The organism is Pedobacter sp. B4-66 (assembly GCF_018492665.1).
GTDB lineage: Bacteria > Bacteroidota > Bacteroidia > Sphingobacteriales > Sphingobacteriaceae > Pedobacter.
The window spans coordinates 346,591-371,742 of the sequence record NZ_JAFVME010000005.1 but is presented as its reverse complement, the minus strand read 5'-3'; the positions used below and the strand labels follow the sequence as shown (position 1 = coordinate 371,742).

The following is a 25,152-nucleotide window of genomic DNA, read 5'->3' as shown; positions in this document are numbered from 1 at the left end:
AAAAATCATATATGAAAAACATTAGCAAAGCAAGTCTTTTTATTGCTGGATGCTCAATAATTGCAGGAATCGCTTCATGTGGCGGTCCCCAAGACAAAAACACAAACGGTAAAGAAAAAATAACTTCATCAAACGATAGCTTACAGAATTATGTAAATGAGCGTATTGATATCTACGAAAAGGTAAAGCTAACCAGCAATCTAAATGACCTAACCATTAATGAGCGTAAAATACTTCCTCTATTGATACAATCTGCTCAAATAATGGATGAGTTGTTTTGGAAGCAAGCCTACCCTCAAAGAGACAGTTTATTAAACACGATAAAGGATGAGAAAACAAAGTCTTTTATATGGATTAACTATGGCCCATGGGATAGGCTTAATGGAGATAAACCGTTTGTAGCAGGTATTGGCCCTAAGCCAGACGCCGCCAGCTTTTATCCTGCGGGTATGACCAAAGAAGAGCTTAAAAACTCTGATGTAAAGGATAAATACGGGCAATATTCTGTTGTAAAAAAGGATAGCACAGGCAAATTAACGTCAATCCCTTACCATATACTTTTTGCTGCCGAGCTTCAAAAAGCTTCTAACCTTTTAAAGCAAGCTGCATTACTTGCTGAAGACGCCGGACTGAAGAAATACTTAACACTACGTGCAGATGCTCTGGTAACTGACAACTATACTGCCAGTGATTACGCATGGCTAGACATGAAAACCAATAATCTTGATATTATAATTGGCCCTATTGAGAATTATGAAGACAAATTATTCAATGCACGCGCGTCTTACGAGGCCTATGTGTTGATAAAAGATAAAGTATGGAGCAAGCGATTAGCAAAATATGTAAGTATGCTTCCGCAGCTACAACAAGGTTTGCCTGTTGATGCTAAATACAAGAAAGAGAAACCGGGTACAGACTCTGAATTAAATGCGTATGATGTAGTTTATTACGCCGGTGATTGCAATGCAGGGTCAAAAACAATAGCTGTAAACCTTCCAAATGACGAGATTATTCAGCAAAAGAAAGGTACAAGGCGCTCACAGTTGAAAAACGCGATGAAAGCCAAATTTGACAAAATTCTTATCCCGATTGCAAAAGAACTTATTGATAAAGATCAGCAGCAATACATCAATTTTGATGCATTCTTTGCGAATGTAATGTTCCATGAAGTTGCTCATGGTTTAGGAATCAAAAAAACAATTACAGGCAAAGGATTTGTAAAAGAAGCTTTGCAAGAACAATATTCATGGCTTGAAGAAGGCAAAGCCGATGTTTTAGGCCTTTACATGGTTACCGGGCTACTTAAAAAAGGGGAACTGGAAGGTGATATAAAACAGTTTTATACTACTTACATGGCTGGCATTCTTCGTTCTGTAAGGTTTGGAGCAGCAAGCGCGCATGGTAAAGCCAATATGCAATGCTTCAATTTCTTTAAAGAGAATGGAGCTTTCATCAGAAATGAAAACGGCACTTACAAAGTCGATTTTGCTAAGTTTGAAACTGCAATGAACAAGCTAAGTAACTTAATTATAACCCTTCAAGGAAATGGAGACAAAGCTGCCGTAGAGAAAACGCAAAAAGAAAACGCAGTTATCTCTACAGAACTTCAAGCAGATTTAGATAAATTAACTAAAAAGGGAATCCCTGTTGACATCATCTTTGAACAGGGAGTTGATGTATTAGGTGTAAAATAACCTAAGCGGAATACATACTAAAATGCCCTGCATCATAACTTGATACAGGGCATTTTAGTATGTATCTCTTTTTTAAACAGCTAGGTGCTTGCTAATAATATCTTCCAGTTCCTGAATATCAAATGGCTTCGATAGATAACCATCAGCTCCTGCTTCCGCAGCTAAAGCTTTTACGTCGTTATTAGCAGAGAAATAGATTACCGGAATACTTTTCAGTGTTTCGTGTCCCTTAAGCTCTTTGGTGGCGTCTATACCCCCCACATCAGGAAGCCAATTGTCCATAAAAATAATGTCCGGCACATAAGATAACACCTGGTCTATAATATTATTAGACGTCGACGACGTCTTAATATCATAACCTGCGTCTTCCAGAATAATTGTGCACAATTCTAAAATTTCTGCATTATCATCAAACAGGAACACTCTTTTATTCTTCTCCATTTTGAGGCTATGGTTAACTATAAAGTTTAAGATAACAAATTTATAAATTCTGCAATATCTTCTATACTTAAAACGCTATCTATTTTCACATTAGCTTGCGCTTGCGCCGGCATGTAAGCTACCTGAGCAGTCTTTGGATCCTGAATTAAAGCTGTACCACCCCATAGTTTTACGCTTTTCAATCCATTTACCCCATCAGAGTTCGACCCAGATAACAGAAGACAGGCCAATTTTTCTTTATAGACCTCTGCAGCAGTTTGAAACGTAACGTCGATTGCAGGTCTCGAATAGTTGATTTTCTCTGAATAATCTAATGAAAATGTTCTATCCTGCTCTATCAATAAGTGATAATCCGAAGGAGCGATGTATATCGTCCCGGCACTTATCGGCTCCTTTTCATCTACCTCTTTAACTTTAAGTTTAGTACGGCTCGACAATAAATCAGGCAATAAAGAATCCGTTCCGTGCTTACGATGTATAACAATAACGATCGGGAATTTTATTGCAGCATTAATCAGTGGCAGTATTTTTAAAAGTACATCCAAACTCCCCGCAGACCCTCCTATAATAAATGCTTCACACTTTTTCATCGTTCTATTTTCCTCCAGATTTTCTCCGAATCCAACCGTTTATACTTGTCAGTAATTCCTGAAAAGTTAATTGTTTCCTTACTCCCAAGTGCCAAATAACCCAATTCTTCGAGACTCTCATCAAAAAGATTTAATACTTTCTGCTGCAGTTCCCTATCAAAATAGATCAGCACATTTCTACATAAAATGAGTTGAAACTCATTAAATGAGTAATCCGAAACCAAATTATGCGTTGAAAATATAATCTTGCTTTTTAGTTCGTCATCAAACTTTGCCAATGAATAATTAGCTGTATAATAGCTAGAAAAGTCTTTTAACCCGCCCGACAAGATATAATTCTCAGAATACTGCTTCATACTATTCATCCCGAACATACCTTGCGCAGCCTTCTCCAATACAATCGGATTTAAATCTGTAGCGTAGATCAAAGACTTATGAAGCAGGTTAAGCTCTTTCAAAATAATAGAAATTGAATATGCTTCCTCTCCTGTTGAACAGCCTGCAAGCCAAATCCTGATAAATGGGTATGTTCCGAGCTTTGGCAATACTACATCTCTTAATGTTTTAAAAAAAGAGGGATCTCTAAACATTTCTGTTACATTAACTGTAATCTGTTCTACAAACCGCTTAAAGTATAAACTATCATTATTTATCTTATATCTGAACTCTGCAAAACTTACCGCCCTATCCAGACTGTATAACCGTGCAATTCTTCTCTTTAAAGACGCTTTTGAATACCCTGTAAAATCATACCCATACTGCTCCAGTAGGTCTGAGAGTAAAATCTCAACATGATCGTCGTTAATTACAGAGAGTTCCAATTCAGTTAAATATACTTTATGAGCAAACTTGTTAACTCTTCAACATTAATGGGTTTAGAAACATAACCAACCGCACCAGCATTAAGACACCGCTCTCTATCACCAACCATAGCCTGCGCAGTAACCGCTATTACAGGGATATGCTTAATCTCAGGACTTTCATCTATTTTGGCAATAGCTTCGTATCCGTCCATCCCAGGCATCATCATATCCATCAATACCACTGCAATCTCTTTATTCTCTTTAAGCAGATCTATACCCTCTTCGCCGCCAGTTGCTGTTAAACATTGATAGCCTTTTGCTTTTAAAACAGCTGACAAGGCAAAAATGTTCCTATTATCATCATCAATTATTAAAACTTTTTTCGCCATATAGTTACACTTTATTGTAAAGCCAAACACGCAATAATGAGATCAGCTGATCAATGTCAACAGGTTTCGAGATGTAATCTGATGCACCTGCTGCAATGCATTTCTCCCTGTCGCCCATCATTGCCTTGGCAGTAACAGCCAAAACCGGTAAATATTTATATGCAGGAATCTTTCTGATTTCCTTTGTGCTTTCATATCCGTCCATTTCAGGCATCATCATGTCCATTAGCACAATATCTATCAATGGATTCTCTTTAAGCATTTGTAGCGCTTCTTTTCCGTCGGTAGCTGCTAAAACTTTCATTTTATGTTGTTCCAGTGCTTTTGTTAATGAGAATATATTTCTTACATCATCATCAGCAATCAGAACGGTTTTGTTATTCAGGACTTCGTATAACCCCCCAAGCTTTTCAGAAGCTTGCTTTTTATGCTTGCCATCCTGTTCCTTTTCTTCTATAAGGTGTAAAAACAGACCGGCCTCATCTAATATCCGCTGATAAGAATGAGCTGTCTTAACCACAATTGAGTCTGCGTACTGCCTAATTCTGCTTTCTTCTCCTTTGGATAAGTTTTTCCCGGTAAAAATGATGATAGGCAAGTTCTCCAATCCCTCACTTTTCTTTATGGTTTCCAAGGTCTCGTATGCATTTTTATCAGGGATTCCCATATCCAGAATCACGCAATCCACCTCTTTTTCTTGTAAAGCACCAATCCCTTCGGTAACATTATTAGCTACCTGAGTATTGATATTGTAGTTGCTTAAGAAATAGCTCAAAGCCTGTGCATGCTGCTTATTTTCTTCCACAATAAGTACTTTTTTAGGCCCCTTGGTTAAGGCATGTTCAAGCTTTTGGAAAATCTGAGCCATATGCTCAAGAGCAACCGGTTTATTGATAAAATCTACCGCTCCCTTCAATAAGCTTTCCTTTTTAACCTCAAGTGATGACATGATATGAACAGGAATATGCTTGGTTTTAGGATTAGATTTTAACTCCTCCATTACCTGCCAGCCATCTTTAACAGGAAGTTGAATATCCAATAAAATAGCCAGAGGCTTATAATGATTGGCCAATTCTATTCCCACATCTCCTCTTACCGCTACAATGCCTTTATAATTCCTTTTACGTGTAAAATTTAAAAGGGTCTTAGCGAAACCCGTATCATCTTCAACAATTAAGATTACTTTATCATCTTCATTAATGTTGTCCCTATCATCGGCTATTTCTTGCGGAATGCGATCAACAGTAAATCGTTCCAGAACAACTTCTTTTTGCTTTTCTACCTGAGCTAAAGTCTCTTCCGCGTGTAATTCTTCCTCTTTAACTACAGCTAATCGATCCACGGGCAAAGAAAAAGTAAACTCACTGCCCACATTTTCCTTACTGGTCAACTCAATTTCGCCACCCAAAAGCTTAGCCAACTCTCTACTTATAGAAAGGCCAAGTCCTGTACCACCAAACTTCCTTCTGGTCGAACCATCAGCCTGCTGAAAGGCTTCGAATATCAGCCCAAGTTTATCACCAGGAATACCGATGCCTGTATCGGTAACTTTAAACAGGGTGTACTTATTCGCTTCATCTCTGGAAACTGTTAGTGAAACCTTACCATGACTTGTAAACTTAATTGCGTTAGAAAGCAAGTTCTTTAAGATCTGCTCTAACCGCATTTTATCGGTATTAATGGTATTTATATTTTGGTCTACATCAATAACAAGATCTAGCCCCTTACTCTTAGCCAATGGATCAAATAATGAGCGCATATCTGTTACAACCTCATTAATACTGATGTCATCAAATTCCAGCTTCATTTTACCAGCCTCAATTTTAGATAAATCGAGTATTTCATCAATCAATCCCAGTAACCCTTGTCCAGAGCTTTGAATCACGTCTGCATATTCTACGTATTCTTTGTCTAGCTCTTTATTCTCCGACATCAATTTAGACAGCAACAGTATCGAGTTTAACGGGGTACGCAGCTCGTGCGACATATTGGCCAGAAACTCCGATTTATACTTGGTACTTTGCTCCAATTGCTCTGCTTTCTGCTGTATATCTAAGTTTCTCTCCTGTATCAGCTGGTTCTTTTCTTCAAGCAAACTGGTTCTTTCTTCAAGCTCCTGGTTGCTTTGCAATAATTCCTCCTGCTGTACCCTTAACTCCTCCTCAGAAGTTTGTATTTTTTGTGTTTGAGCTTCCAATTCGGCATTTAATCCTTCCAATTCACTATGCTGAGCCTGCAATTCTTCTGCCTGTGCCTGAGTTTCTTCTAAAAGCTCCTGCAGTTTTTTACGATTCTGCGCTACATGTATTGCAACGCCAATATTGCTGGAAGTACTATTAAAGAATTCCAATTGCAATGGACTATATGCACCTAAAGAGCCCAATTCCATCACTCCTATCACCTCATTGTGTCTAATTATAGGAAATGCAACAATATTACGGGGCTTGGTAGTTCCGGCGGTGAAGCTAATGGTCATTTCGCCTTCGGGGATGTCATTGATCAATATTTGCTTACCAGATTTAAACACCTGTCCAACAAGACCATCTCCAACGTCTAATCTTTCTTTTGCCTCATTTGTTGCCAACGAATAACTTCCTGTAAGATGCAATCGTTCATCATCTTCTAGTAAGTAGCAGGCACCTACTGTACTATTCGTATGTGCTATAATGTCCTCAATGATGTCGTTTGTCAGCTCCTCAACACTCTTTTCTCCCACCATTTTATCATTAAGAGAAGCAATACTCGATTGAAGCCATTCCTTATCTGCTAAAAGTGCAAAAGAATACTGAAGCGATTCGGCCATTGAATTCAATGAACCGGATAAACTACCCAAGCCATCTTTCTGCTCATCATTCATCCTGATCTGATAGTTTCCACTAGAAACCTGAGCTGCAATCTCCTGAATAACCTCAATTCTATTGTCCATCTCATCCTTCTTTTCCTGCAATTCTCTCTGCAATCTCCTTCGGGTATTAAAATCTGATGAAACTCTTCTATAAAAAAACACAGTAATTAAAATGGCAAAAAAAGCGGCAATAAGAATCAAAATGGGAGTATAACCTGCCAGTTTATTCATACTGGCCGTCCTGTTGTCAAGCAATCTCTTTTCTTCGGCCTGCATTTTCTTTATGGTGGTCCTGGCTTTATCCATATACACCTTTCCATCCAGCAACTGGCCTGTGCTAACGCTCCCTCCCTTACCTTTTAAATCAATGGTATTGTCAATAATGTCTAGCCTGCCTTCAATAATATCTTGCAACTCTTTAGCGCCTTTCTGTTGAAATGGATTGTCTCTTGTATCAGAGCTAATTTTGTTCAATAGGTTAATCGCAGTTTCCCTTGCGCCTCTATATGGTTCCAGAAAAACCTTGTCGCCGGTTAGCAAATAGCCTCTTTGCCCGGTTTCCGCGTCCTTTAGTGTCGATATTACACCGTCCAGATCGGTCATAACCACATTGCTATGCGAAACCATTTCTGCATTCTGAATAAGGTTCTTTATGCTTACAAAAGATGCCATCGAGGAGATAAAAAGTATCAATAACGATAGCCCTAAGCCAAATCGGAGATTATTTCTTAAAGATTCTTCTTTCATAAAATTAATGTCTTTTAATCTGTTTCAGCTAGTCTGTCTCAGCACCAGAATTTATAGGTAAAATGAAATAAAACTCAGATCCCTCACCGGGAGTACTTTTCACGCCAACCTCCCCCCCGTGCCTTTTTATGATTTCGGCAGAGATAAATAGTCCAATGCCTAAGCCCTGAAAATGTATTGCCGTTTCTTCAACCCTATAAAACTTATCGAATACTGATTTTTGCTGATCTGGCGCAATCCCAATCCCAAAATCGCGAACCCCCACATAAACCTTTTCACCAATCACATTTACGTTGATCTGTATTTCGCTGGTGCCCGGCGAATACTTAATGGCGTTCGTCAAAAAGTTAATAATTACCTGTTCAATCCGCATTTCATCGGCATAAACTTCCAAGACTATTTTCTCTTTTCTAAGGATATTGAATTCGGGGTTAGTCTGGCGAATAATGTCAATTACACTATCCAGCAGTTCATCAATTGAGAAACACTTCTTATTAAACTTAAGCTTCCCGCTCTCAATTTTTGAGATATCCAGTAAATCTGCAATCAGCTCATTTAGCTTCTCTAACTGAATCTGCGCTTTCTCCAGGTGTTTTTTTACAGTTGGGATGTCGCCTTTTTCAACGCTTCTTCCCAACAATTGCATATAGCCCTTAACGCTGGTTAGCGGAGTCTTTAATTCATGACTGGCAATGCTGATAAATTCATCCTTTTTACGTTCTGCCTGCTTTCTATATTCAATTTCATCCAGCAATGCCTTTTGAATTTCAATCAGCTTTCTGCTTTGCTCATAAATCCGGTAAAACGTTTTTACTTTCAAAAGCAAAATATCCATATCAACGGGCTTGGTAATGTAATCAAGCCCTCCCGATGAATACCCTTTAGTAATAAACTTAAGCTCTTTATTTACTGCTGATAAAAAGATGATGGCTGTTTCTTTGGCCTTACTATACCCTGAAATGGCCTCTGCAACTTCAAAGCCGTCCATTCCCGGCATCTGTACATCCAGAATAATCAGGACGTATTCGTTCTTAAGAACTTTTTTTAAAGCCTCTTCACCTGAGGATGCGGTATCAACTTCAAAATTATGCCTTTCAAGAACCCTTTTTAAAGAAATCAGGTTCTCTGGAGTATCATCTACAATTAATATCATTAGTAAAGAGGAATAAGCTTCTAATTAGCATTAGCAAATAATTTGTATAGTAGTTTTGATCTAAAGTTAAACAACTTCAGAGAATATTGAGCGTTTAAACTTATATATCTTAAAGGAATAACAAACTAATAGGCTTATTTATAATTGATTTGAACTAAAAGTATCCCCTTGATTAATGTCTCCAGTCTCAAAACCCTTTTTAAACCAATACATTCTTTGTGCAGATGTTCCATGGGTAAAAGCATCAGGAACAACCTCTCCCTGGGCTTGCTTTTGCAATTTATCATCCCCAATAGCATTTGCCGCATTTAACGCTTCTTCTATATCGCCTTCATCTAATCTAAAATCTTTTAGATTTTGAGCATGATGCGCCCAAAGTCCGGCAAAGAAATCTGCCTGTAATTCTAATTTCACAGATAAGCGGTTGTACTCAACCTCACTTAACCGCCCTCTGGCCCTCTGCATTTTATCAGAAATGCCTAATAAATTCTGTACATGGTGACCAACCTCATGAGCAATTACATAAGCCTGAGCAAAGTCGCCGGCTGCGCCGAATCTATTTTTTAAGTCCTGATAAAAGGACAAATCAATATATACCTGATGATCTCCCGGGCAGTAGAATGGCCCTACAGCAGAACTTGCATTTCCGCAGGCCGATTGCACCATATTGGTAAACAATACCATCCTCGGTTTCTCGTATTCCTTACCTAAGCTTTGGAACTGCTGCTCCCAAACCTGGTTTGTTGATTCCAGAACGCCATCAACAAATTTACCCTCTGCATCAGTCGGGTCGCCTTGTTTACCTTCAGCTTGGGTAACGTTATTTACGGGAAGTTGACTAACCAACCCTGTTAGATCTTTTCCAAAAAGAAGACCTAAAACTACAATGATAATACCAACACCACCACCTATGGTGCCACCACTCATTCCTCTTCTATCGTCGATATTACCGCTTCCTTTTCCGAACCATTGCATATAATTATTCTTTAATTTGGTATGACAAGAACCTAAGACAATTGTCATACCAATTTACGAATAATTAGTTAAAAGCAGTTACTGCATTCTTTATTCTTTGTACAGTTTCCGCAGCGCCTAAAGCAACTGCAATATCAAATACTCCAGGACCAAATTTACCGCCAACAAGCATTATTCTAAGTGGCAACATTAGCTCGCCCGGCTTAAATTGATGAGTTCCTGCAAGCTCTTTAAATTTCTCTTCTAACTCCACTGCTGTAGCATTATCAGTTATCATTGAGGTGTAAGCATCAAAAAATGCAGCTTTCTCTGCTGTCCATTTTGGTTTTACCGCAGCCAAATCATACTCAACAGGAGCCACAAAAAAGTAAGCGCCCTGTGCAACAAAATCGCCTAACAGGTTACACCTATCCTTAACCAAATTGATTACGTTCAACAAAGCAGCATCATCTTTAATTTCGATGCTTTGCTCAGCAAATGCAGCCTTTACAGTTGGCAATAATTTTTCAGCATCCGCATTTTTAATCCACTCGTGATTATACCATTTGGCCTTTTCGAAATCAAACTTAGCACCCGCTTTACTGATACGCTCAACAGAGAATTTCTCAATTAGCTCTGGTAAAGAGAACAATTCCTGATCTGTACCATCGTTCCAACCAAGCATGGCCAATAGATTCACAAAAGCCTCCGGCATAAAGCCAAGCTCTTTAAATCCTTTGGTTAAATCTCCAGTTTTAGGATCAGTCCAGTTTTGTGCATAAACCGGGAAACCTAATCTGTCACCATCACGCTTGCTTAGCTTTCCATTTCCATCTGGTTTTAATATCAGAGGCAAATGAACCCACTGAGGCATAATGTCTTCCCATCCAAGGTAACGCCACAATAAAATATGTATTGGTGCAGATGGAAGCCATTCTTCCCCTCTAAAAATATGACTGATTTCCATTGCCTTATCATCAGCCACAACAGCTAAGTGATAGGTTGGCATGCCATCAGCCTTTAATAAAACTTTATCATCAACAAGATTTGTATCAAAACTTACATGGCCTCTAATCAGATCCGTAAAAGAAACCAATTCGTCTTTAGGCATTTTAATACGCACAACATGCGGCGTGTTATTGGCCAAAAGTTCAGCTACTTCGCCTTCGCTCAAAGTAAGTGAATTGCGCATTCCTTCGCGAGTCGACAATCCGTAAGTGAAATTAGGAATCTCCTTACGTTTAGCATCCAACTCTTCCGGGGTATCAAAAGCGTAGTAAGCGTAACCATCAGCAATTAACTGATCTGCATATTGTTTATAGGTCGCTTTACGCTCACTTTGACGGTAAGGGCCAAATTCTCCACCTTTCTGTGGACTCTCATCCGGAGCCATTCCACACCATTCCAAACAAGAAACAATGTATTCTTCTGCTCCTTCTACAAAACGAGTCTGATCGGTATCTTCAACACGTAAAACGAATGTTCCATTGTGCTTTTTAGCAAACAGATAATTAAACAAAGCGGTACGCACACCACCTAAATGCAGCCCTCCTGTCGGACTAGGGGCAAATCTTACTCTTACTTTCTTTTCCATAATAACACTGCAAAGATATATTTTTGTAATTTGCCTTTTTCATAATCTATGAATCCTTACGAGAAAAAACGACGATGGAAGTTCTTTTTGCTGTTCTTTGCCATTATTATTGGAACAGCATCTGTTTTTTATAGCGACTTCTTTATTAAAAAAATGGAGCGCGAAGAGCAATTAAAGCTTCAGCTTTATGTAAAAGTAACAGAACAGTCGCTTATTATGTACGATGACGACCGCTATACCAGTTTAATAGAGCTCATTAGAACCAACACTAAGCTGCCTATTATCATGACGGACTCCTCCAAGATGAAAATCCTTAGTTCTCTGGGTTTAGATTCAACCAAAACCAATTATGATCTTGAAAAAAAGGTAAACGTAACCTATGATCCTGCCTATTTCGCCCGCGAATTAAGAAAGATGAAAGAGCAGCACCCTCCAACCCCAATTACCGGTTTGGATGGCACACGGTGGTGGATTTTCTATAAAGATTCTCCTACTTTAACGCAGCTCCGTTACTTCCCTTATATACAATTAGGCGTAATAGCCCTGTTTCTACTTACAGCATATGTGGCTTTTAGCTCGGCCCGTAAAGCAGAGCAAGATCAGGTATGGGTGGGTATGGCTAAAGAAACCGCCCATCAGCTTGGCACCCCAATCTCGTCTCTCATGGCCTGGGTTGAGCTGATAAAATCAAGATTTGATGCCGAAGACGATCCGCTAATAGCCGAAATGGAGAACGACATTAAGCGTTTAGAGGTAATTACAGATCGCTTTTCAAAAATAGGATCCAAACCAATCGTAGAAGATCATGTGGTGTACACCGTAATCTACAATTTTGTTGAGTATTTTAAATTACGCACCTCCGACAAGATCATTTTCACTATCAGCGGCGATGAACAGGTTCGTGCATTATTAAATGTCCCTCTTTTCGACTGGGTAATAGAGAATCTCCTTAAAAACGCGGCTAATGCCATAGAAAACGAGGGTACTATTGCTATAAACATCATTGAAAACTTAGCCAAAGAGGAAGTTCTTATTGATGTAACCGACACTGGAAAAGGTATTGCCAGATCTAAATTTGATGCCGTTTTCCAACCCGGTTATACTACCCGAAAACGCGGATGGGGCTTAGGGTTATCCCTTACCAAACGTATTATCGAAAACTACCATAGCGGACAAATATTCGTTAAAGAATCAGAACTTGGTAAAGGCACAACATTTCGTATAGTTTTAAAAAGCAGCATAACTTATGAACCGACCTCAAACACATGAGTACCCCGTATGGGCTGAAACATACATTAAGCTTGTTGGCGATGATGTAATGGAACAACTGGAGAAACAGGCAACAGAATTTCCAGATTTTATCAATTCCTTAATAGAAAAGGCAGATTTCGCCTATGCTCCCGGAAAATGGACCATCAAAGAATTAATTGGTCATATCATCGACTCCGAGCGTGTATTCGTATATCGCCTAACGTGTTTTGCCCGTGGCGAGCAACATGCGCTACCTGGCTTTGAGGAGGACGATTATGTAGCTAACGCACATTTTTCAGACAGAAGTTTACTGAGCCTATCAGAAGAGTTTGCCCTTTTACGAAAGTCGAATCTGTATTTATTCAAGTCTCTAACAGAAAAGGAGCTTAACCGAAGCGGAACTGCTTCTGAAAGACAGATTACTGTTAGGGCAATCCTGTTCGTTATGGCGGGCCATATTATGCATCATTTAGGAATCATTAAAGAACGATATCTATGATCTGGTTTACTGAATTTTCTCCGGCAAAACTAAATAACCGTCCTAAAAACCACATGGGAGGCTTTTTAGACATACAGTTCACTGAGGTGGGCGAAGACTTTTTAACTGCAACCATGCCAGTTGACGAGCGTACCCATCAACCGGCGGGAATATTACATGGCGGTGCTTCGGTTGTATTGGCCGAAACCCTTGGCAGTGTTGCTTCCTACATGTGTATCGACCCTGAAAAGTACGTGGCTGTTGGTTTAGAAGTAAACGCAAATCATTTGCGCCCGGTAAAGAGCGGCCTGGTAACGGGTATTTGCAAGGCTCTGCATATTGGTGCGAAAACCCATGTCTGGGAAATCAAGATTTATAGTGATAAAGGCAAAATGAATTGTGTAAGCAGGCTTACTGTAGCAGTTATAAATAAGCCTTAATTTTTATAGCAATTAGAGATTAAATTATACACAGATAAAATAAATCAATATCTTTGCGGCCTAAGTATTTATTATAATGACTGAACAAGAAAACAACAACAGTTTTGACTGGGTTTATTACATTTTAGGTATGTTCTTTGGAATTTTAACAGCTGTTATTACAACCGGTAGTTTCGGAGCTGCTATTTTAGGAGGCATCGTTGGCTTTATTTTTGGCGCCATTTTCTTAAATGGAATCGTAAAAGGACGCGAATACTAAACCACGGTTTTCTTAACCACACCTTCTCTCTATGAAGAAATTATTGGTTTTTGCCTTATTTGCGATACTTGCCGGCAAAACAATGGCTCAGGATGTAAAATTCCCTGCTGTTGATTCTAGCCCAGCGGATATTGCATATTTCCCGACTAATGTTGCGAAAGCAAAAGACGATTCGGCTCCTCTAATCAAGGTAGTCTATTCTCGTCCTGCTAAAAAAGGACGCGAAATTTTTGGTGTGCTTGAACAGTTTGGCAAAGTATGGCGTGTGGGTGCAAATGAATCTACAGAGATTAAATTCTTTAAGCCTGTGGTTATTGGTGGCAAAAAGATAAAAGCTGGTTCTTATAGCTTATTTGCTATTCCAAATAAAGACATCTGGACGCTGATCATCAATAAACAGACTGATAAATGGGGTTTATTCTACAATCAGGATAAAGACTTGGTAAGAGTTGATATTCCGGTAAAAGCACTAGCCAGTACTGTTGAATCGTTATGCATTACCTTTACAGCGCAGGACAAAGGGGCAAATTTAATCATTGCCTGGGATAAAACTTTCGTTGAGCTTCCTATAGAGATAAAATAGTTTTTTAAAGGGCTTTAGCCCTTTTTCTTCTTAGGATGCTATCAAAGTATATCAATGCTATAATAACATCAATAAACAGGAAAGCAATTAAAAACCCTGGGGTTAAAGTCTTATCAACGACTCCGCTAAGGTCCATTTTTACCTCTGGCAATTTATAGGTAACGCTGGTATTAGCTATTGCATATATAAAAACGCCAACAATAAAGGCCACAAAAATAGCAGCGATACCATAGATAATTCGGTTATCGACGCGTGTTTTTAATGATATTGGAGCCCTCTCAAGCTTAACCTGCTCCATTACATTACGTGTGAACGACATAGATGGCTCTTCCAACTCCATGTCTCTCAATATCTTGGTTAATTCTTCGTCGTTTAGTTCCATAACAATTCCTTTACCTCATCTTTTAATAAAAATTCTAATCGCTCTTTAAGCTTTGCTCTTGCTCTGTGCAGTCTGATTTTGACTGTATTTGCAGGCATATTTAATGCCTGGGCAATCTCTTCTAAGCTCTGCTCTCCTTTATAAAATAGCGTAACAATCATTACATCATCGGGCTGAAGCGTATTGATTGCCTCATCGAGATACTTGTTGGTCGACCTGCTTTCTGCTAAATTACTACTTAGATCAGATTTATGCCCTTCTAATTGCAGCTCATTTTCTTCGCCATGTATGGATTGCGTTTCAATCCGTTTTTTGCGTAAAAAAGACATCGCTGTCGTGTAGGTTATGGTATATAACCATGTAGAGAACTTAGAGGTTTGCTTAAATGTACCAAGTGCCCGGTATGCTTTTACAAAGCAGTCCTGAGCTATTTCTTCTGCATCTTCTCTGTTTTTAGCAAAGCGAATGGCAAGGGTAAATACAAAGCGCTGATGGCGCTTTACCAACTCCGAGTAGGAAGCGGTATTACCCATCAGGACTTCAGTAATTAAGTCTTGGTCTGTTTGCTTTTGCTGCATGTACAGGCTATGACGCTAGTGCATGCCTGTAGGTTACAGGAATTTCACTAAATGTTGCATCGACACGTCATACTGAGAGCCTAGCATTAGAAGAAATGCAAAAAAGGGGTAATGACGATTTAATGGCTTCCTGCAAAGAACTTCAACCCTAATATCGACCCAATCAGCGTTACAATAAAAAATATACGCCAGAAATTAGCTGGCTCTTGAAAGTATACAATCCCAACTATTACCGTACCTACAGCACCTATACCCGTCCAAACAGCGTATGCAGTTCCCATTGGCAAGGTTTGAGTTGCCTTATTTAAAAAGTAAAAGCTTAACGTAATACAAACGGCAAAGGCAACACTCCATTTAATGTTAGTAAAGTTATTGGATAGCTTTAAACAAGTGGTAAATCCAACTTCAAACAATCCGGCAATAATTAAAATGATCCAGTTCATAATTTTTTTTCTGCAAAATTAGGGTGATTAAGCTGCCGATCACTTTACATATGATAAAAAATGAGCTGCTGCTTAAATAAAGATGAAATATCTGCTAGAAACATTTTTTTTAAATTCTGTGTAACCGGATAAATTTTGATGTAGTCATAGTACACAGAACACGAATTCGGAATAACAAAACGTAATAGAACACTAAATATAGAATAATATGGGACCAGAATTAGTATTTATAAGCCTTTTTGTTTGCGCAACAGCGATGGTATTTGGCATAAGATACATGTCGAACAAAGAAAAAATGGCAATGATAGAACGAGGAATAGATCCGGGAATCGCAAAAGCCAGACAAAGTGCCCCTACTCCTTTTTTAAGCTTAAAATTTGGATTATTAATGGTTGGCTTAGGTTTAGGGTTACTAACTGCATTATTCATTGTGATGCAAACAAGCATAGAGGATGAACAAGCAGTGGCGCTGTTTTTTGGATTGATCTTCATTTTTGGCGGCTTTGGGTTAATTATCTCTTATGTTGTAGAGAAGAAGTGGCTTGATCAGCAAAATGGATAGGTTTACAAAAAGCAAAGGTAAAAGGGCTTGATTCAGTATGAATCAAGCCCTTTTTTTTCGTCATTAACAGCCCGAGCCCGTCATCCGAATTAAAAAATCCCCTTTACAAATTGACTTTTGTCAACTCAAAGTCAACAAACATTGCCTCAATAAAAATAGCCATAAATTAATCAATCGATTGATTAATTTTGCTGTCACAATTTGATTACATGGAAAAAGCAGATAAGAGATCGAACATTTTAGAGGCAGCTTCAAAACTGTTCTCGGAACTAGGGTATGAAGGAGCCTCAACACGTCAGATTGCGAAAGAGGCAGGCGCAAATATGGCTATGATTAACTACTATTTTGGCTCAAAAGAAGGCGTATTCGTTGAAATGATGAATATGCGGATACAAGGATTCAAAGAAGAGCTTAATAGCATTAGCAAAGACAAACTATCCGGCATGGAAAAGCTACTAAAAGTTGTAGATGGATATGCCACCCGCATCCTTTGCAATCACGCTTTCCATAAAATGATGCACAGAGAGCTGTCTTTATCGCAAAGACCTGAAATGTTTATCACCATAAAAAATGCAATGGCCGAAAATCTTTTGGTCATTCAACATATTATAGAAGACGGAATTGAAGATGGAAGCTTCAGAAATGTAGACGTTAAAATGCTTATTGCCACCGTTATGGGCACCATTAGTTATGTCGCCATCTCCCCTTCTAAAATAACCTCAGGAACGACACTGGACTTCAACAACAAAGAAGATCGAAAAGTCATTACCGACCGCTTGATTACCCATCTGAAAGGCCTCATCACCATTTATCTAACACCCCAACAATGATACACAACACCATTAAATTAAGTTTTGTGGCATTTCTGCTTCCCGGAATGCTGTATGCACAAAACATAAAAAAGCTTGGCCTGCAGGAGGCAATTGAGCTAGGTATAACCAACAGCAAGAATTTAAAGCTCTCGCAGAGTAAAATTGATGAGGCTGTTGCTAAGCTCGAATCAGTTAAAGACAACGCATTACCCACTGCCACCACTTCATTTTTATACTCCCACGCAGAAATCCCTACGAACAAATTGAGCCTGGGTAGCGCAGATCCAATTCACCTACCAAATAGAGCAGATGCCTTTGTAGGTACAGCGACAGTAGAACAGATCGTATACGGAGGTGGTAAATTGAAATATGCAGAGGCATCTACAAAATTGCTTACGGATGTTGCTCGCCTTGATGCGGATAAAAACAGGGAAGAAGTGAGCTACGCAGTGATAAACACCTATTATTCATTATTTAAGGTTTTGCAAAGCAAAAAAGTTGTGGCGCAGAATCTGGAATCTATAGCCGGACAATTAAAGCAATCGCAACGCTTTTTTGAGCAGGGTATAGTTACTAAAAACGATGTTCTAAGGTTCCAATTACAACAAGCGAATATTTCGCTAACCGAAATGGAGATTGAAAACAACAGAAAAGTAATTAACTACAACCTTGATATTTTATTAGGACTTGATGAAGCCACAGATATAGAAATTGCCGATCCTGATAATGCTTTAAAGACTGTTTCACCATTATCATCTTATATGGATTTGGCCCTATCTAACCGTCAGGAATTAAAACAGATTGATTTACAGAACAAGGTCGCTGACATAAACATCAAATCTATCCAGGCCAGTACAATGCCTACAGTTGGTGTTGGCGCTAACTTATACTACATCAATCCAAGTGGTAAATTTATTCCTCCTACCAACCAATATATAGTCCCTATGACTCTTGGGGCCAATATCTCATGGAACATTGGAAGCTTATGGACTACTAAGAATAAGGTAACAGAAGCGAGGATTCAACAGAAAAACGTAAACATTCAGAAAGATATTTTATCGGATCAGGTAAAAACAGAGATCAATAAAAACTATCAGGATTACCAGTTGACTTTAAGCAAAATTAAGGTGCTTGAAACTTCAATTGCTCAGGCCACTGAAAACGACAACTTATTGGCTTCGAAATATAAAAACAACGTTGCCTCTGCTATAGACCGTATTGATGCCGAAACCTTATTGTATCAAGCTAAAATCAATTTAGAACTGGCCAAAGCAGATGCCGGACTTGCCTATTACACATTATTAAAATCAACAGGAAAAATCTCCCAATAACTACCATAACAAATTACTGCAATGACAACTGAAAAGAAAAAGAAAAACAAAGTTATACCAATCATATTAGGGGTATTAATTATAATTGGAGCCATATTTGGCACCAAAGAATATATTTATTACAGCAAACACGTAGATACGGATGATGCGCAGATTGACGGCGATATCAGCCCTGTGGTTGCTCGTGTTGGGGGGTATGTAAAGGAGATTAAATTTGAAGAAAACACCCCTGTAAAAGAAGGTGATGTTCTGGTAACACTTGATGATAGCGATTACAAAGTGAAGCTGGAACAAGCGATGGCAGGACAAAAAGGTGCAAGTGCAGGAGTTGGTGTTTCGGAGTCGCAAATTGCGGCTACTGCCGCCAATACAAGTACTGCAAAGGCTAATATTGAAGCTGCTAAAGTAAAGTTGTCATTAGCTCAGAAAGATTACGAGCGCTATGCAAACCTAATTAAAGATGGCTCAATTACGCAACAGCAATTTGACCAGTCTAAAGCACAGAAAGAATCGGCACAGGCTGCTTTTACTGCTGCCAACGACCAATACAATGCCGCAGTTAAGCAAGTTGGAACTACTCAATCGCAATTAATTGTAAGCAATACCGGAGTTACTCAGCATCAGTCGGAAGTAGATTTTGCTAAATTACAGCTGTCATACACCGACATAAAAGCGCCTGCAACAGGAATCGTTTCTAAAAAGAATGTTCAAAAAGGACAGTTGGTACAAGCTGGTCAGTCGTTGTTTTCTATTGTAAATGACAACAGCATCTATGTTACTGCAAACTTTAAAGAAACCCAACTTGAGGACATCAAACCGGGGTTAAAAGTTAAAGTTGAAGTTGATGCTTATCCTAGTGCTGAAGTTGAAGGTGAGGTTTACAACTTTGCTCCTATTACCGGTGCAAAAGGATCGTTATTACCTCCTGATAATGCTACAGGTAACTTTGTAAAAGTAGTACAACGTGTTCCGGTAAAAATAAAAATCACGAAAGCACCTAAAGATATTATGGAAAGATTACGTCCTGGTATGAGTGTTAAGGTTTCTGTTTCTATAAAAGACTAAAAATGGCCGAAAAAGGTTTAAAAAAGTGGATAATAACCTTTACAGTGATCACAGCTTCGTTGTTGGAGCTGATTGATACCACTATTGTAAACGTTGCTATACCCCAAATACAAGGTAACCTGGGCGCCACCCTCGAGGATGTTGCCTGGTTATCCACCGGCTATGCCGTGGCCAACGTAATCGTATTACCTATGTCGGGATGGCTTGGTAGTAGATTTGGCCGAAAAAACTATTTCCTTTTCTCTATCATTCTATTTACCATCGCATCTTTCCTTTGTGGAAACGCGACCAATCTCGAAGAGCTGATCATGTTCCGTATATTACAGGGACTAGCCGGAGGGGGCTTAATCTCGACTGCTCAGGCCATATTAATTGAAACCTGGCCTCGTGAAGATGTTGGTATTGCTACTGCCTTATTTGGACTTGGTGCCGTTGTAGGACCAACAGTAGGGCCAACAATTGGTGGGTATTTATTGGAGATCAGTTCATGGCCTTTAATTTTTTACGTAAACATTCCCGTCGGGATTTTGGCAGCCTACTGTACTTACATGTTTGTGCAAGAGACGCCTAAGGACGGAAAAGGGATGCCTGTAGACTGGTGGGGTATTGCATTACTTGCAATTGCTGTTGGAAGTTTACAGACCGTACTTGAAAAAGGCGAAAGTGAAGATTGGTTTGCCACCCCTTACATCACAGGGCTTGCAATTACATCCGTACTTGGTTTGCTGCTGTTTATTTGGCGAGAATTGAGTACCGACCACCCTATTGTGAACTTTAAGATTATGCGCCACAGGAGTTTCTCTGTAGGTATGTTTACCTCGTTTATTTTAGGTTTCGGGCTTTATGGATCCGTTTTCGTGTTCCCGGTATTTTGTCAGAATCTGTTAGGCTTTTCTGCATTGCAAACAGGAGAACTGCTATTCCCTGGAGGTCTATGTACCATCGTAATGATGCCATTTATCGGGATATTCCTTAAAAAAGGTATTCCAGCACAGTTTATGGCCACTATTGGAATGTTCCTGTTCTTCGTATTCTGTTCAATGCTGAGCAAATCGACATTGCAATCGGGAACTAACGACTTCTTTCTACCGTTGATGATAAGAGGTGTTGGTATGGCTTTATTGTTTGTTCCGCTCACCACTTTGGCCATCCAGGATTTAAAAGGTGCTGAGATAGGACAAGGTTCAGGTTTGAACAACATGATGAGACAACTTGGAGGTTCTTTTGGTATCGCAGCATTAACTACTTTGATACATGTTCGCCAAGGTTTTCACCGCAGTAATTTACTAGTAAATATTAATGAATATAACCCTGCATTTACCGATCGCTTTAATAGCTTTATAAAGAATTTTATGGCCAAGGGATATAACTATTTAGACGCAAAATCTTTGTCCATAAAAGCCATCGAAGGAACGGTTACCAAACAGTCATTATTGCTTACCTATAGTGACGCATATTGGGTGGCCGGTTTGATACTTTTGTGCTCGATTCCGCTGTTGTACCTTCAAAAATTCAAAAAGAATGTTGAAGTTCCGGCAGATTTACATTAAACAAAATAGCCGTTAAGAAAATCTTAACGGCTATTTTACCCCAAAAAATTAACAATTAAATTGCTTGATTTATTGCGTTTCCGCACTCAAATAAGCACATAAGTTTAAAAGGATTTGTTTAACCTCTATGGTACTAAGTTAGTTTTTTTTGGAAAAAAATCAAAATTAAATTAATAGCACTTTTGGGTCTTTTTTTTGAATCATTTTTGGTAGCTTAAGCGCGAAAAAATACCCTTTAAATATGATGCAGAAACAACGCGCAAAAGGTCAGAGAGAATCAGTATTTAACAACGAAGTAGTATCCAGATTTGAACTCTATAACAGCCTTTTCCTTACCCTTCCTTTTTACAAAATTAAAGACACCGGCACCCTATTGCCGCTGTTTATAAAGTACTGTGAAGATGGTGTAAATAACCATGAAACTCCGGCGGAAATTATCAATGCTTTTTTTAAGAAGTACACGCAAAATAACGGAGCCAAGGACGTGATTGATCTACTGTTCAGATTTATCCAATACATAGAGCGCCAGGTTGTATTATTTGATGCTGTTGAAGATGCATCTTTTAATAAACTTAACGCTTCTGACGAACATAACGCTTTATTAGCTTATCTAAAAAAAGGAATTGATGATAGTTCTTTAAATCAGAAAATAGAAAAACTGATTGAAGAATTCTCTTTAAGATTGGTATTGACCGCACACCCTACTCAGTTTTATCCTGGTAGCGTACTGTCGATCATTACAGACCTTACCGCAGCTATTAAGATAAATGACATCACCAGCATCCACCTTTTGCTTCAACAATTAGGTAAAACACCGTTTTTCAATAAAAAATCGCCAACCCCGGTTGATGAGGCTCTGAGCTTGGCGTGGTATCTTGAAAATGTGTTCTATTTTGCAGCAGCAAACATCCAATCGGAAATAGACAAAAGCTTGAATGACTACAACCTGGAGTCTAAAAAGATTATAGAATTGGGTTTTTGGCCAGGTGGCGATAGAGACGGCAACCCGAATGTACACACTGAATCGACAGTTCAAGTATCAAAAATGCTTCGCCAGATATTGTTCAGATGCTACTACCGCGACTTCAGAAACCTAAAGAGACGCATCACCTTTAGAGGTGTTGATGAGCCTATTTCGGTAGTTCATGATGTGTTGTATAAAAACGCATTCGATCCAAATATTGAAATGGAAAACATTTCGGACTTTTTGATTGAACACCTCAATAAAATTAAAAATACGCTTATTGATAGCCATGATGGCCTGTTTGCTGATATTGTTTCTGACCTGATTCGTAAGGTTGAACTTTATGGTAGCCACTTTGCTTCTCTTGACATCAGACAAGATAGCCGAGTTTTAAGGGACGTTCATTCTTATTGCAGACAAAGCAAACCGATCAATTCTATGTTCCCTGAGAACTACGATAGCTTATCGGAAGAAGAGAAAATTAAAGCCCTTACCTTTAAAAGCGCCAGAGTTACGTATAGCGACAAGGCTGATTCATTGGTTCAGGACACGTTGCAAACCATTACTGAGGTTAAGCAAATACAACAAAGTAATGGAGAACTTGCTTGTCATCGTTTCATTATCAGTAACTGCCAGCAAGCGAGCGATATTTTGCAATTAATGGAGCTTTTCTTGTGGAATGGATGGGAAGAAGACAATCTTTCTATCGATTTCGTTCCGCTATTTGAAACTGTACATGACCTTGCTGATGCTGCCGCAATTATGGAAACTTTGTATGCTCATCCGGTTTACAAAAAGCATTTGCAGAAGAGAGGCAACAAGCAAGATATTATGCTTGGTTTCTCTGACAGCACAAAAGACGGCGGTTATCTAATGGCTAACTGGTCTATTTTTAACGCCAAAGTTGCCTTAACTGAGACAGCAAACAAACACAATATTCAACTTGCATTTTTTGATGGCCGCGGTGGTCCACCATCAAGAGGTGGAGGTAAAACGCACCGTTTCTATGCCTCTATGGGTAAAGAGATTGCGAACAAAAACATTCAACTTACCATTCAAGGACAGACAATCAGTTCTCAGTATGGTTCTATTGACAGTGCTGAATTTAACATTGAACAATTGATAAACGCAGGTATTTCGGCAGGCGTTAAGGAAAGACACAATATTTTATTAGATCCGGTCCACAAGAACCTTTTGGATATAATGGCGCAGGAAAGCTATGAATCGTTTGTAGCGCTACGTAAACATCCATTGTTTTTAAGTTACCTGGAGAAATTCTCGCCACTAACATTGTTGTCGAAAATTACAATCAGCAGCAGACCGGTTAAGAGAAATGCTGGTGGCGCATTAAAGCTGGAAGACTTAAGAGCGATTAGCTTTGTTACGGCATGGAGTCAGCTTAAACAGAACATTCCAGGGTTTTATGGTATGGGTACGGCATTGAAGAGTCAGGAACAAGCTGGTAACTGGGATAAGGTTGTTAAAACCTATCAGGAATCTGGTTACTTTAAAACAATCATTGATAACTGTATGATGTCGATGAGTAAATCAGATTTTGCGGTTACTGCTCACTTTATAAACGACAAAGAGTACGGAGCTTTCTGGAAGATTCTATTTGATGAATTTACACTTTCTAAGGAGATGCTTTTAAAGTTAGCGGGTCATGAGACATTAATGGAGAATTACCCTGTAGAGAAGCGTTCTATTGCCGTTAGAGAGAAGATTGTACTGCCTTTGGTACTTATTCAGCATTATGCGCTAGAGCAGCTACAAAACGAGCTAACAGAAGAAGAGAAACAAGCTTATGAGAAGCTTGCTATCAGAACGGTGTATGGTATTGTAAATGCAGGGCGTAATTTGGCTTAAAACCTTAACCAATAAAAAAGGGGATCTCGTTGAGATCCCCTTTTTTATTATGTTACTAAATTGATACCTATCGATCAATAGATCCCATTACCTTCTGTCCAAATGCATTTAATGCATCTTTCTCAGCTGCTCCTGCTTGTACGTTCGCATGAACCTCAAGCGCTCCGCAGATATTGGTGATCATCTCTCCTGCTACATCAATTTCTTCCTCACTTACCCCTCTGAATTCACAAAAAGCTTCTAAAACAGTTAAAGTTGCTTCAAGATTTTCTGGAGTACTATTTTGGAATAGCTGTCTTATAACCGGAATTTTCATTACTTTATTTTATTAAATAATTCATTTAATACTTCTGCTTTGTTTGTTTGAACCTGCTCTACCAAAACGCCACCTTCAAAGGCTGCAAAAGTTGGTAAATTGTCCACTGTTGCCAGTTTGCGTGAATCCGGAAGTTTTTCGGCATCCACAATCAAGAAAGCAACATCTTCGTTTTCAGCAGCTAGTTTCTTAAACTTCGGCTTCATGATTCGACAGTTACCGCACCAAGATGCAGCGTACTGAACCATTACTTTCTTGTTTTCAGCAACATATTGTTGAAGGTTATCTTCTGTTAATTCTAAAAACATAATTTTTATTTATTGATTAGTTAGCGCTTAAGTACTCAGCTACGCCAGTTCTGTTTGCATTCATTGCTTCTTTACCTTCTTCCCAGTTTGCAGGACAAACTTCGCCGTGTTTCTGAACGTGAGCATAAGCATCAATTAAGCGTAAATATTCTTTAACGTTTCTACCTACTGGCATATCGTTAACGCTTTCGTGGAATACTTTACCGGTTTCGTCGATTAAGTAAGTTGCTCTGTAAGTAACGTTTGAACCAGTGAATGACTCATTTCCTTCTTCATCATATTCAACTTCTTGCTCAACAATACCTAAGATATTAGATAAATGTCTGTGAGTATCAGCTAAAATCGGGTAAGTTACACCTTCAATACCGCCGTTATCTTTTGGAGTGTTTAACCATGCGAAGTGAACTTCGTTTGTATCGCATGATGCACCAATTACAATTGTGTTTCTTTTTTCAAAGTCAGGTAACGCTGCTTGAAAAGCGTGTAATTCTGTTGGACAAACAAAAGTAAAATCTTTTGGATACCAGAATAATAAAACCTTTTTTCCTTTGCTTACTGCTTCTTCAAATACATTGATCTTTAAATCGTCACCCATTTCTGACATCGCATCGATACTAACACTTGGGAATTTTTTTCCTACTATAGCCATAATTATAATTTGTATTTATTGTTCTTTTTTGATGGTGCAAAGGTAAGGCTATCGCGACTCAAAAACAACCATATTCAAGATATAACAGATACTTAATCTTGATAG

General features: G+C 38.8%; 26 protein-coding genes. 12 read left to right on the top strand and 14 right to left on the bottom strand.

Annotated features, from left to right (window positions below; translation table 11 throughout):
- Nucleotides 1–11 precede the first annotated feature (11 nt).
- Nucleotides 12–1,694, top strand: coding sequence for a DUF8614 domain-containing protein (locus J1905_RS11055; RefSeq protein ID WP_250318076.1), 1,683 nt, complete (start codon nt 12–14; stop codon nt 1,692–1,694).
- A 72-nt stretch (nt 1,695–1,766) separates the two neighbouring features.
- On the opposite strand, the gene J1905_RS11050 is transcribed toward J1905_RS11055, so the two are convergent.
- From J1905_RS11050 to gltX, 8 genes are all read right to left on the bottom strand, one after another.
- Nucleotides 1,767–2,135, bottom strand: coding sequence for a response regulator (locus J1905_RS11050; protein WP_173094367.1), 369 nt, complete (start codon nt 2,133–2,135; stop codon nt 1,767–1,769).
- A 26-nt stretch (nt 2,136–2,161) separates the two neighbouring features.
- Nucleotides 2,162–2,725, bottom strand: a complete 564-nt coding sequence (locus J1905_RS11045) for a chemotaxis protein CheB (protein WP_214227309.1) — start codon at nt 2,723–2,725, stop codon at nt 2,162–2,164.
- Entirely contained in the window at nt 2,722–3,546 is an 825-nt protein-coding gene (locus J1905_RS11040; RefSeq protein WP_214227308.1) for a CheR family methyltransferase, read from the bottom strand. Before J1905_RS11040 ends, J1905_RS11045 begins: the two co-directional genes overlap by 4 nt.
- Before the next feature lie 5 nt (nt 3,547–3,551).
- The gene (locus J1905_RS11035) at nt 3,552–3,917 is read right to left on the bottom strand and encodes a response regulator (RefSeq protein WP_214227307.1); all 366 of its coding nucleotides are present in this window, start codon (nt 3,915–3,917) and stop codon (nt 3,552–3,554) included.
- Between the two features lie 4 nt (nt 3,918–3,921).
- On the bottom strand, nt 3,922–7,509 hold the full coding sequence (locus J1905_RS11030; protein WP_214227306.1) for a response regulator: 3,588 nt from the start codon (nt 7,507–7,509) through the stop codon (nt 3,922–3,924).
- Between the two features lie 28 nt (nt 7,510–7,537).
- Nucleotides 7,538–8,662 (bottom strand): hybrid sensor histidine kinase/response regulator, encoded by a 1,125-nt coding sequence (locus J1905_RS11025; RefSeq protein WP_214227305.1) that lies wholly within the window; start codon nt 8,660–8,662, stop codon nt 7,538–7,540.
- A 138-nt stretch (nt 8,663–8,800) separates the two neighbouring features.
- Entirely contained in the window at nt 8,801–9,637 is an 837-nt protein-coding gene (gene ypfJ / locus J1905_RS11020; protein WP_214227437.1) for a KPN_02809 family neutral zinc metallopeptidase, read from the bottom strand.
- Between the two features lie 64 nt (nt 9,638–9,701).
- The gene (gltX, locus tag J1905_RS11015; protein WP_214227304.1) at nt 9,702–11,210 is read right to left on the bottom strand and encodes a glutamate--tRNA ligase; all 1,509 of its coding nucleotides are present in this window, start codon (nt 11,208–11,210) and stop codon (nt 9,702–9,704) included.
- 48 nt (nt 11,211–11,258) lie between these two features.
- Between gltX and J1905_RS11010 the strand changes: the two genes are divergently transcribed.
- From J1905_RS11010 to J1905_RS10990, 5 genes are all read left to right on the top strand, one after another.
- Nucleotides 11,259–12,479, top strand: a complete 1,221-nt coding sequence (locus tag J1905_RS11010; protein WP_214227303.1) for a sensor histidine kinase — start codon at nt 11,259–11,261, stop codon at nt 12,477–12,479.
- Nucleotides 12,457–12,960, top strand: coding sequence for a DinB family protein (locus tag J1905_RS11005; RefSeq protein ID WP_214227302.1), 504 nt, complete (start codon nt 12,457–12,459; stop codon nt 12,958–12,960). Before J1905_RS11010 ends, J1905_RS11005 begins: the two co-directional genes overlap by 23 nt.
- On the top strand, nt 12,957–13,379 hold the full coding sequence (locus tag J1905_RS11000; RefSeq protein WP_173094380.1) for a hotdog fold thioesterase: 423 nt from the start codon (nt 12,957–12,959) through the stop codon (nt 13,377–13,379). Before J1905_RS11005 ends, J1905_RS11000 begins: the two co-directional genes overlap by 4 nt.
- Before the next feature lie 76 nt (nt 13,380–13,455).
- Entirely contained in the window at nt 13,456–13,638 is a 183-nt protein-coding gene (locus tag J1905_RS10995; RefSeq protein ID WP_173094381.1) for a hypothetical protein, read from the top strand.
- A 31-nt stretch (nt 13,639–13,669) separates the two neighbouring features.
- Nucleotides 13,670–14,221: a DUF2911 domain-containing protein gene (locus tag J1905_RS10990; protein ID WP_214227301.1), complete on the top strand. Its 552-nt coding sequence runs from the start codon at nt 13,670–13,672 to the stop codon at nt 14,219–14,221.
- A gap of 4 nt (nt 14,222–14,225) precedes the next feature.
- Here the strand turns inward: J1905_RS10990 and J1905_RS10985 are convergent, their stop codons facing one another.
- The 3 genes from J1905_RS10985 to J1905_RS10975 all read right to left on the bottom strand — a co-directional run bounded on the left by J1905_RS10985 (nt 14,226) and on the right by J1905_RS10975 (nt 15,624).
- Nucleotides 14,226–14,603, bottom strand: coding sequence for a hypothetical protein (locus J1905_RS10985; protein WP_214227300.1), 378 nt, complete (start codon nt 14,601–14,603; stop codon nt 14,226–14,228).
- A complete protein-coding gene (locus tag J1905_RS10980) occupies nt 14,594–15,181 on the bottom strand; it encodes an RNA polymerase sigma factor (protein ID WP_214227299.1) in 588 nt (195 codons plus the stop codon). The genes J1905_RS10985 and J1905_RS10980 overlap by 10 nt, the downstream gene beginning before the upstream one ends.
- Nucleotides 15,182–15,300: 119 nt before the next feature.
- A complete protein-coding gene (locus J1905_RS10975) occupies nt 15,301–15,624 on the bottom strand; it encodes a DMT family transporter (protein ID WP_214227298.1) in 324 nt (107 codons plus the stop codon).
- Between the two features lie 208 nt (nt 15,625–15,832).
- Here J1905_RS10975 and J1905_RS10970 point away from each other — a divergent pair, with 208 nt between their 5' ends.
- From J1905_RS10970 to J1905_RS10945, 6 genes are all read left to right on the top strand, one after another.
- Nucleotides 15,833–16,186, top strand: coding sequence for a DUF6249 domain-containing protein (locus J1905_RS10970; RefSeq protein WP_214227297.1), 354 nt, complete (start codon nt 15,833–15,835; stop codon nt 16,184–16,186).
- Between the two features lie 209 nt (nt 16,187–16,395).
- On the top strand, nt 16,396–17,016 hold the full coding sequence (locus J1905_RS10965; protein ID WP_214227296.1) for a TetR/AcrR family transcriptional regulator: 621 nt from the start codon (nt 16,396–16,398) through the stop codon (nt 17,014–17,016).
- Nucleotides 17,013–18,329 (top strand): TolC family protein, encoded by a 1,317-nt coding sequence (locus J1905_RS10960; RefSeq protein ID WP_214227295.1) that lies wholly within the window; start codon nt 17,013–17,015, stop codon nt 18,327–18,329. Before J1905_RS10965 ends, J1905_RS10960 begins: the two co-directional genes overlap by 4 nt.
- Before the next feature lie 21 nt (nt 18,330–18,350).
- Nucleotides 18,351–19,394 carry an HlyD family secretion protein gene (locus tag J1905_RS10955; protein ID WP_214227294.1) on the top strand — a complete coding sequence of 348 codons (1,044 nt, stop codon included), beginning with the start codon at nt 18,351–18,353 and terminating at the stop codon, nt 19,392–19,394.
- Between the two features lie 2 nt (nt 19,395–19,396).
- The gene (locus tag J1905_RS10950) at nt 19,397–20,944 is read left to right on the top strand and encodes a DHA2 family efflux MFS transporter permease subunit (RefSeq protein ID WP_214227293.1); all 1,548 of its coding nucleotides are present in this window, start codon (nt 19,397–19,399) and stop codon (nt 20,942–20,944) included.
- Nucleotides 20,945–21,185: 241 nt separating this feature from the next.
- A complete protein-coding gene (locus tag J1905_RS10945) occupies nt 21,186–23,774 on the top strand; it encodes a phosphoenolpyruvate carboxylase (RefSeq protein ID WP_214227292.1) in 2,589 nt (862 codons plus the stop codon).
- Nucleotides 23,775–23,841: 67 nt separating this feature from the next.
- On the opposite strand, the gene J1905_RS10940 is transcribed toward J1905_RS10945, so the two are convergent.
- The 3 genes from J1905_RS10940 to J1905_RS10930 are packed head-to-tail and all read right to left on the bottom strand — an operon-like array spanning nt 23,842 to nt 25,047.
- Nucleotides 23,842–24,090 carry a DUF6952 family protein gene (locus J1905_RS10940; RefSeq protein ID WP_173089595.1) on the bottom strand — a complete coding sequence of 83 codons (249 nt, stop codon included), beginning with the start codon at nt 24,088–24,090 and terminating at the stop codon, nt 23,842–23,844.
- Entirely contained in the window at nt 24,090–24,398 is a 309-nt protein-coding gene (locus J1905_RS10935; protein ID WP_173089596.1) for a thioredoxin family protein, read from the bottom strand. Before J1905_RS10935 ends, J1905_RS10940 begins: the two co-directional genes overlap by 1 nt.
- Nucleotides 24,399–24,414: 16 nt before the next feature.
- A complete protein-coding gene (locus J1905_RS10930; protein ID WP_173089597.1) occupies nt 24,415–25,047 on the bottom strand; it encodes a peroxiredoxin in 633 nt (210 codons plus the stop codon).
- Between the last annotated feature and the right edge of the window lie 105 nt (nt 25,048–25,152).

What these genes read in the sequence shown, in the direction of transcription:
- J1905_RS10945 (WP_214227292.1), top strand. Translation starts at nt 21,186, where the DNA reads ATGATGCAGAAACAACGCGCAAAAGGTCAGAGAGAATCAGTATTTAAC.
- J1905_RS10980 (WP_214227299.1), bottom strand. Translation starts at nt 15,181, where the DNA reads ATGCAGCAAAAGCAAACAGACCAAGACTTAATTACTGAAGTCCTGATG.
- J1905_RS11025 (WP_214227305.1), bottom strand. Translation starts at nt 8,662, where the DNA reads ATGATATTAATTGTAGATGATACTCCAGAGAACCTGATTTCTTTAAAA.
- J1905_RS10960 (WP_214227295.1), top strand. Translation starts at nt 17,013, where the DNA reads ATGATACACAACACCATTAAATTAAGTTTTGTGGCATTTCTGCTTCCC.
- J1905_RS10995 (WP_173094381.1), top strand. Translation starts at nt 13,456, where the DNA reads ATGACTGAACAAGAAAACAACAACAGTTTTGACTGGGTTTATTACATT.
- J1905_RS10935 (WP_173089596.1), bottom strand. Translation starts at nt 24,398, where the DNA reads ATGTTTTTAGAATTAACAGAAGATAACCTTCAACAATATGTTGCTGAA.
- J1905_RS10990 (WP_214227301.1), top strand. Translation starts at nt 13,670, where the DNA reads ATGAAGAAATTATTGGTTTTTGCCTTATTTGCGATACTTGCCGGCAAA.
- J1905_RS11000 (WP_173094380.1), top strand. Translation starts at nt 12,957, where the DNA reads ATGATCTGGTTTACTGAATTTTCTCCGGCAAAACTAAATAACCGTCCT.
- J1905_RS11045 (WP_214227309.1), bottom strand. Translation starts at nt 2,725, where the DNA reads ATGAAAAAGTGTGAAGCATTTATTATAGGAGGGTCTGCGGGGAGTTTG.
- J1905_RS10985 (WP_214227300.1), bottom strand. Translation starts at nt 14,603, where the DNA reads ATGGAACTAAACGACGAAGAATTAACCAAGATATTGAGAGACATGGAG.
- J1905_RS11035 (WP_214227307.1), bottom strand. Translation starts at nt 3,917, where the DNA reads ATGGCGAAAAAAGTTTTAATAATTGATGATGATAATAGGAACATTTTT.
- gltX (WP_214227304.1), bottom strand. Translation starts at nt 11,210, where the DNA reads ATGGAAAAGAAAGTAAGAGTAAGATTTGCCCCTAGTCCGACAGGAGGG.
- J1905_RS10930 (WP_173089597.1), bottom strand. Translation starts at nt 25,047, where the DNA reads ATGGCTATAGTAGGAAAAAAATTCCCAAGTGTTAGTATCGATGCGATG.
- J1905_RS11030 (WP_214227306.1), bottom strand. Translation starts at nt 7,509, where the DNA reads ATGAAAGAAGAATCTTTAAGAAATAATCTCCGATTTGGCTTAGGGCTA.
- J1905_RS11055 (WP_250318076.1), top strand. Translation starts at nt 12, where the DNA reads ATGAAAAACATTAGCAAAGCAAGTCTTTTTATTGCTGGATGCTCAATA.
- J1905_RS10970 (WP_214227297.1), top strand. Translation starts at nt 15,833, where the DNA reads ATGGGACCAGAATTAGTATTTATAAGCCTTTTTGTTTGCGCAACAGCG.
- J1905_RS11010 (WP_214227303.1), top strand. Translation starts at nt 11,259, where the DNA reads ATGAATCCTTACGAGAAAAAACGACGATGGAAGTTCTTTTTGCTGTTC.
- J1905_RS11050 (WP_173094367.1), bottom strand. Translation starts at nt 2,135, where the DNA reads ATGGAGAAGAATAAAAGAGTGTTCCTGTTTGATGATAATGCAGAAATT.
- J1905_RS10955 (WP_214227294.1), top strand. Translation starts at nt 18,351, where the DNA reads ATGACAACTGAAAAGAAAAAGAAAAACAAAGTTATACCAATCATATTA.
- ypfJ (WP_214227437.1), bottom strand. Translation starts at nt 9,637, where the DNA reads ATGCAATGGTTCGGAAAAGGAAGCGGTAATATCGACGATAGAAGAGGA.
- J1905_RS11005 (WP_214227302.1), top strand. Translation starts at nt 12,457, where the DNA reads ATGAACCGACCTCAAACACATGAGTACCCCGTATGGGCTGAAACATAC.
- J1905_RS10950 (WP_214227293.1), top strand. Translation starts at nt 19,397, where the DNA reads ATGGCCGAAAAAGGTTTAAAAAAGTGGATAATAACCTTTACAGTGATC.
- J1905_RS10965 (WP_214227296.1), top strand. Translation starts at nt 16,396, where the DNA reads ATGGAAAAAGCAGATAAGAGATCGAACATTTTAGAGGCAGCTTCAAAA.
- J1905_RS10975 (WP_214227298.1), bottom strand. Translation starts at nt 15,624, where the DNA reads ATGAACTGGATCATTTTAATTATTGCCGGATTGTTTGAAGTTGGATTT.
- J1905_RS10940 (WP_173089595.1), bottom strand. Translation starts at nt 24,090, where the DNA reads ATGAAAATTCCGGTTATAAGACAGCTATTCCAAAATAGTACTCCAGAA.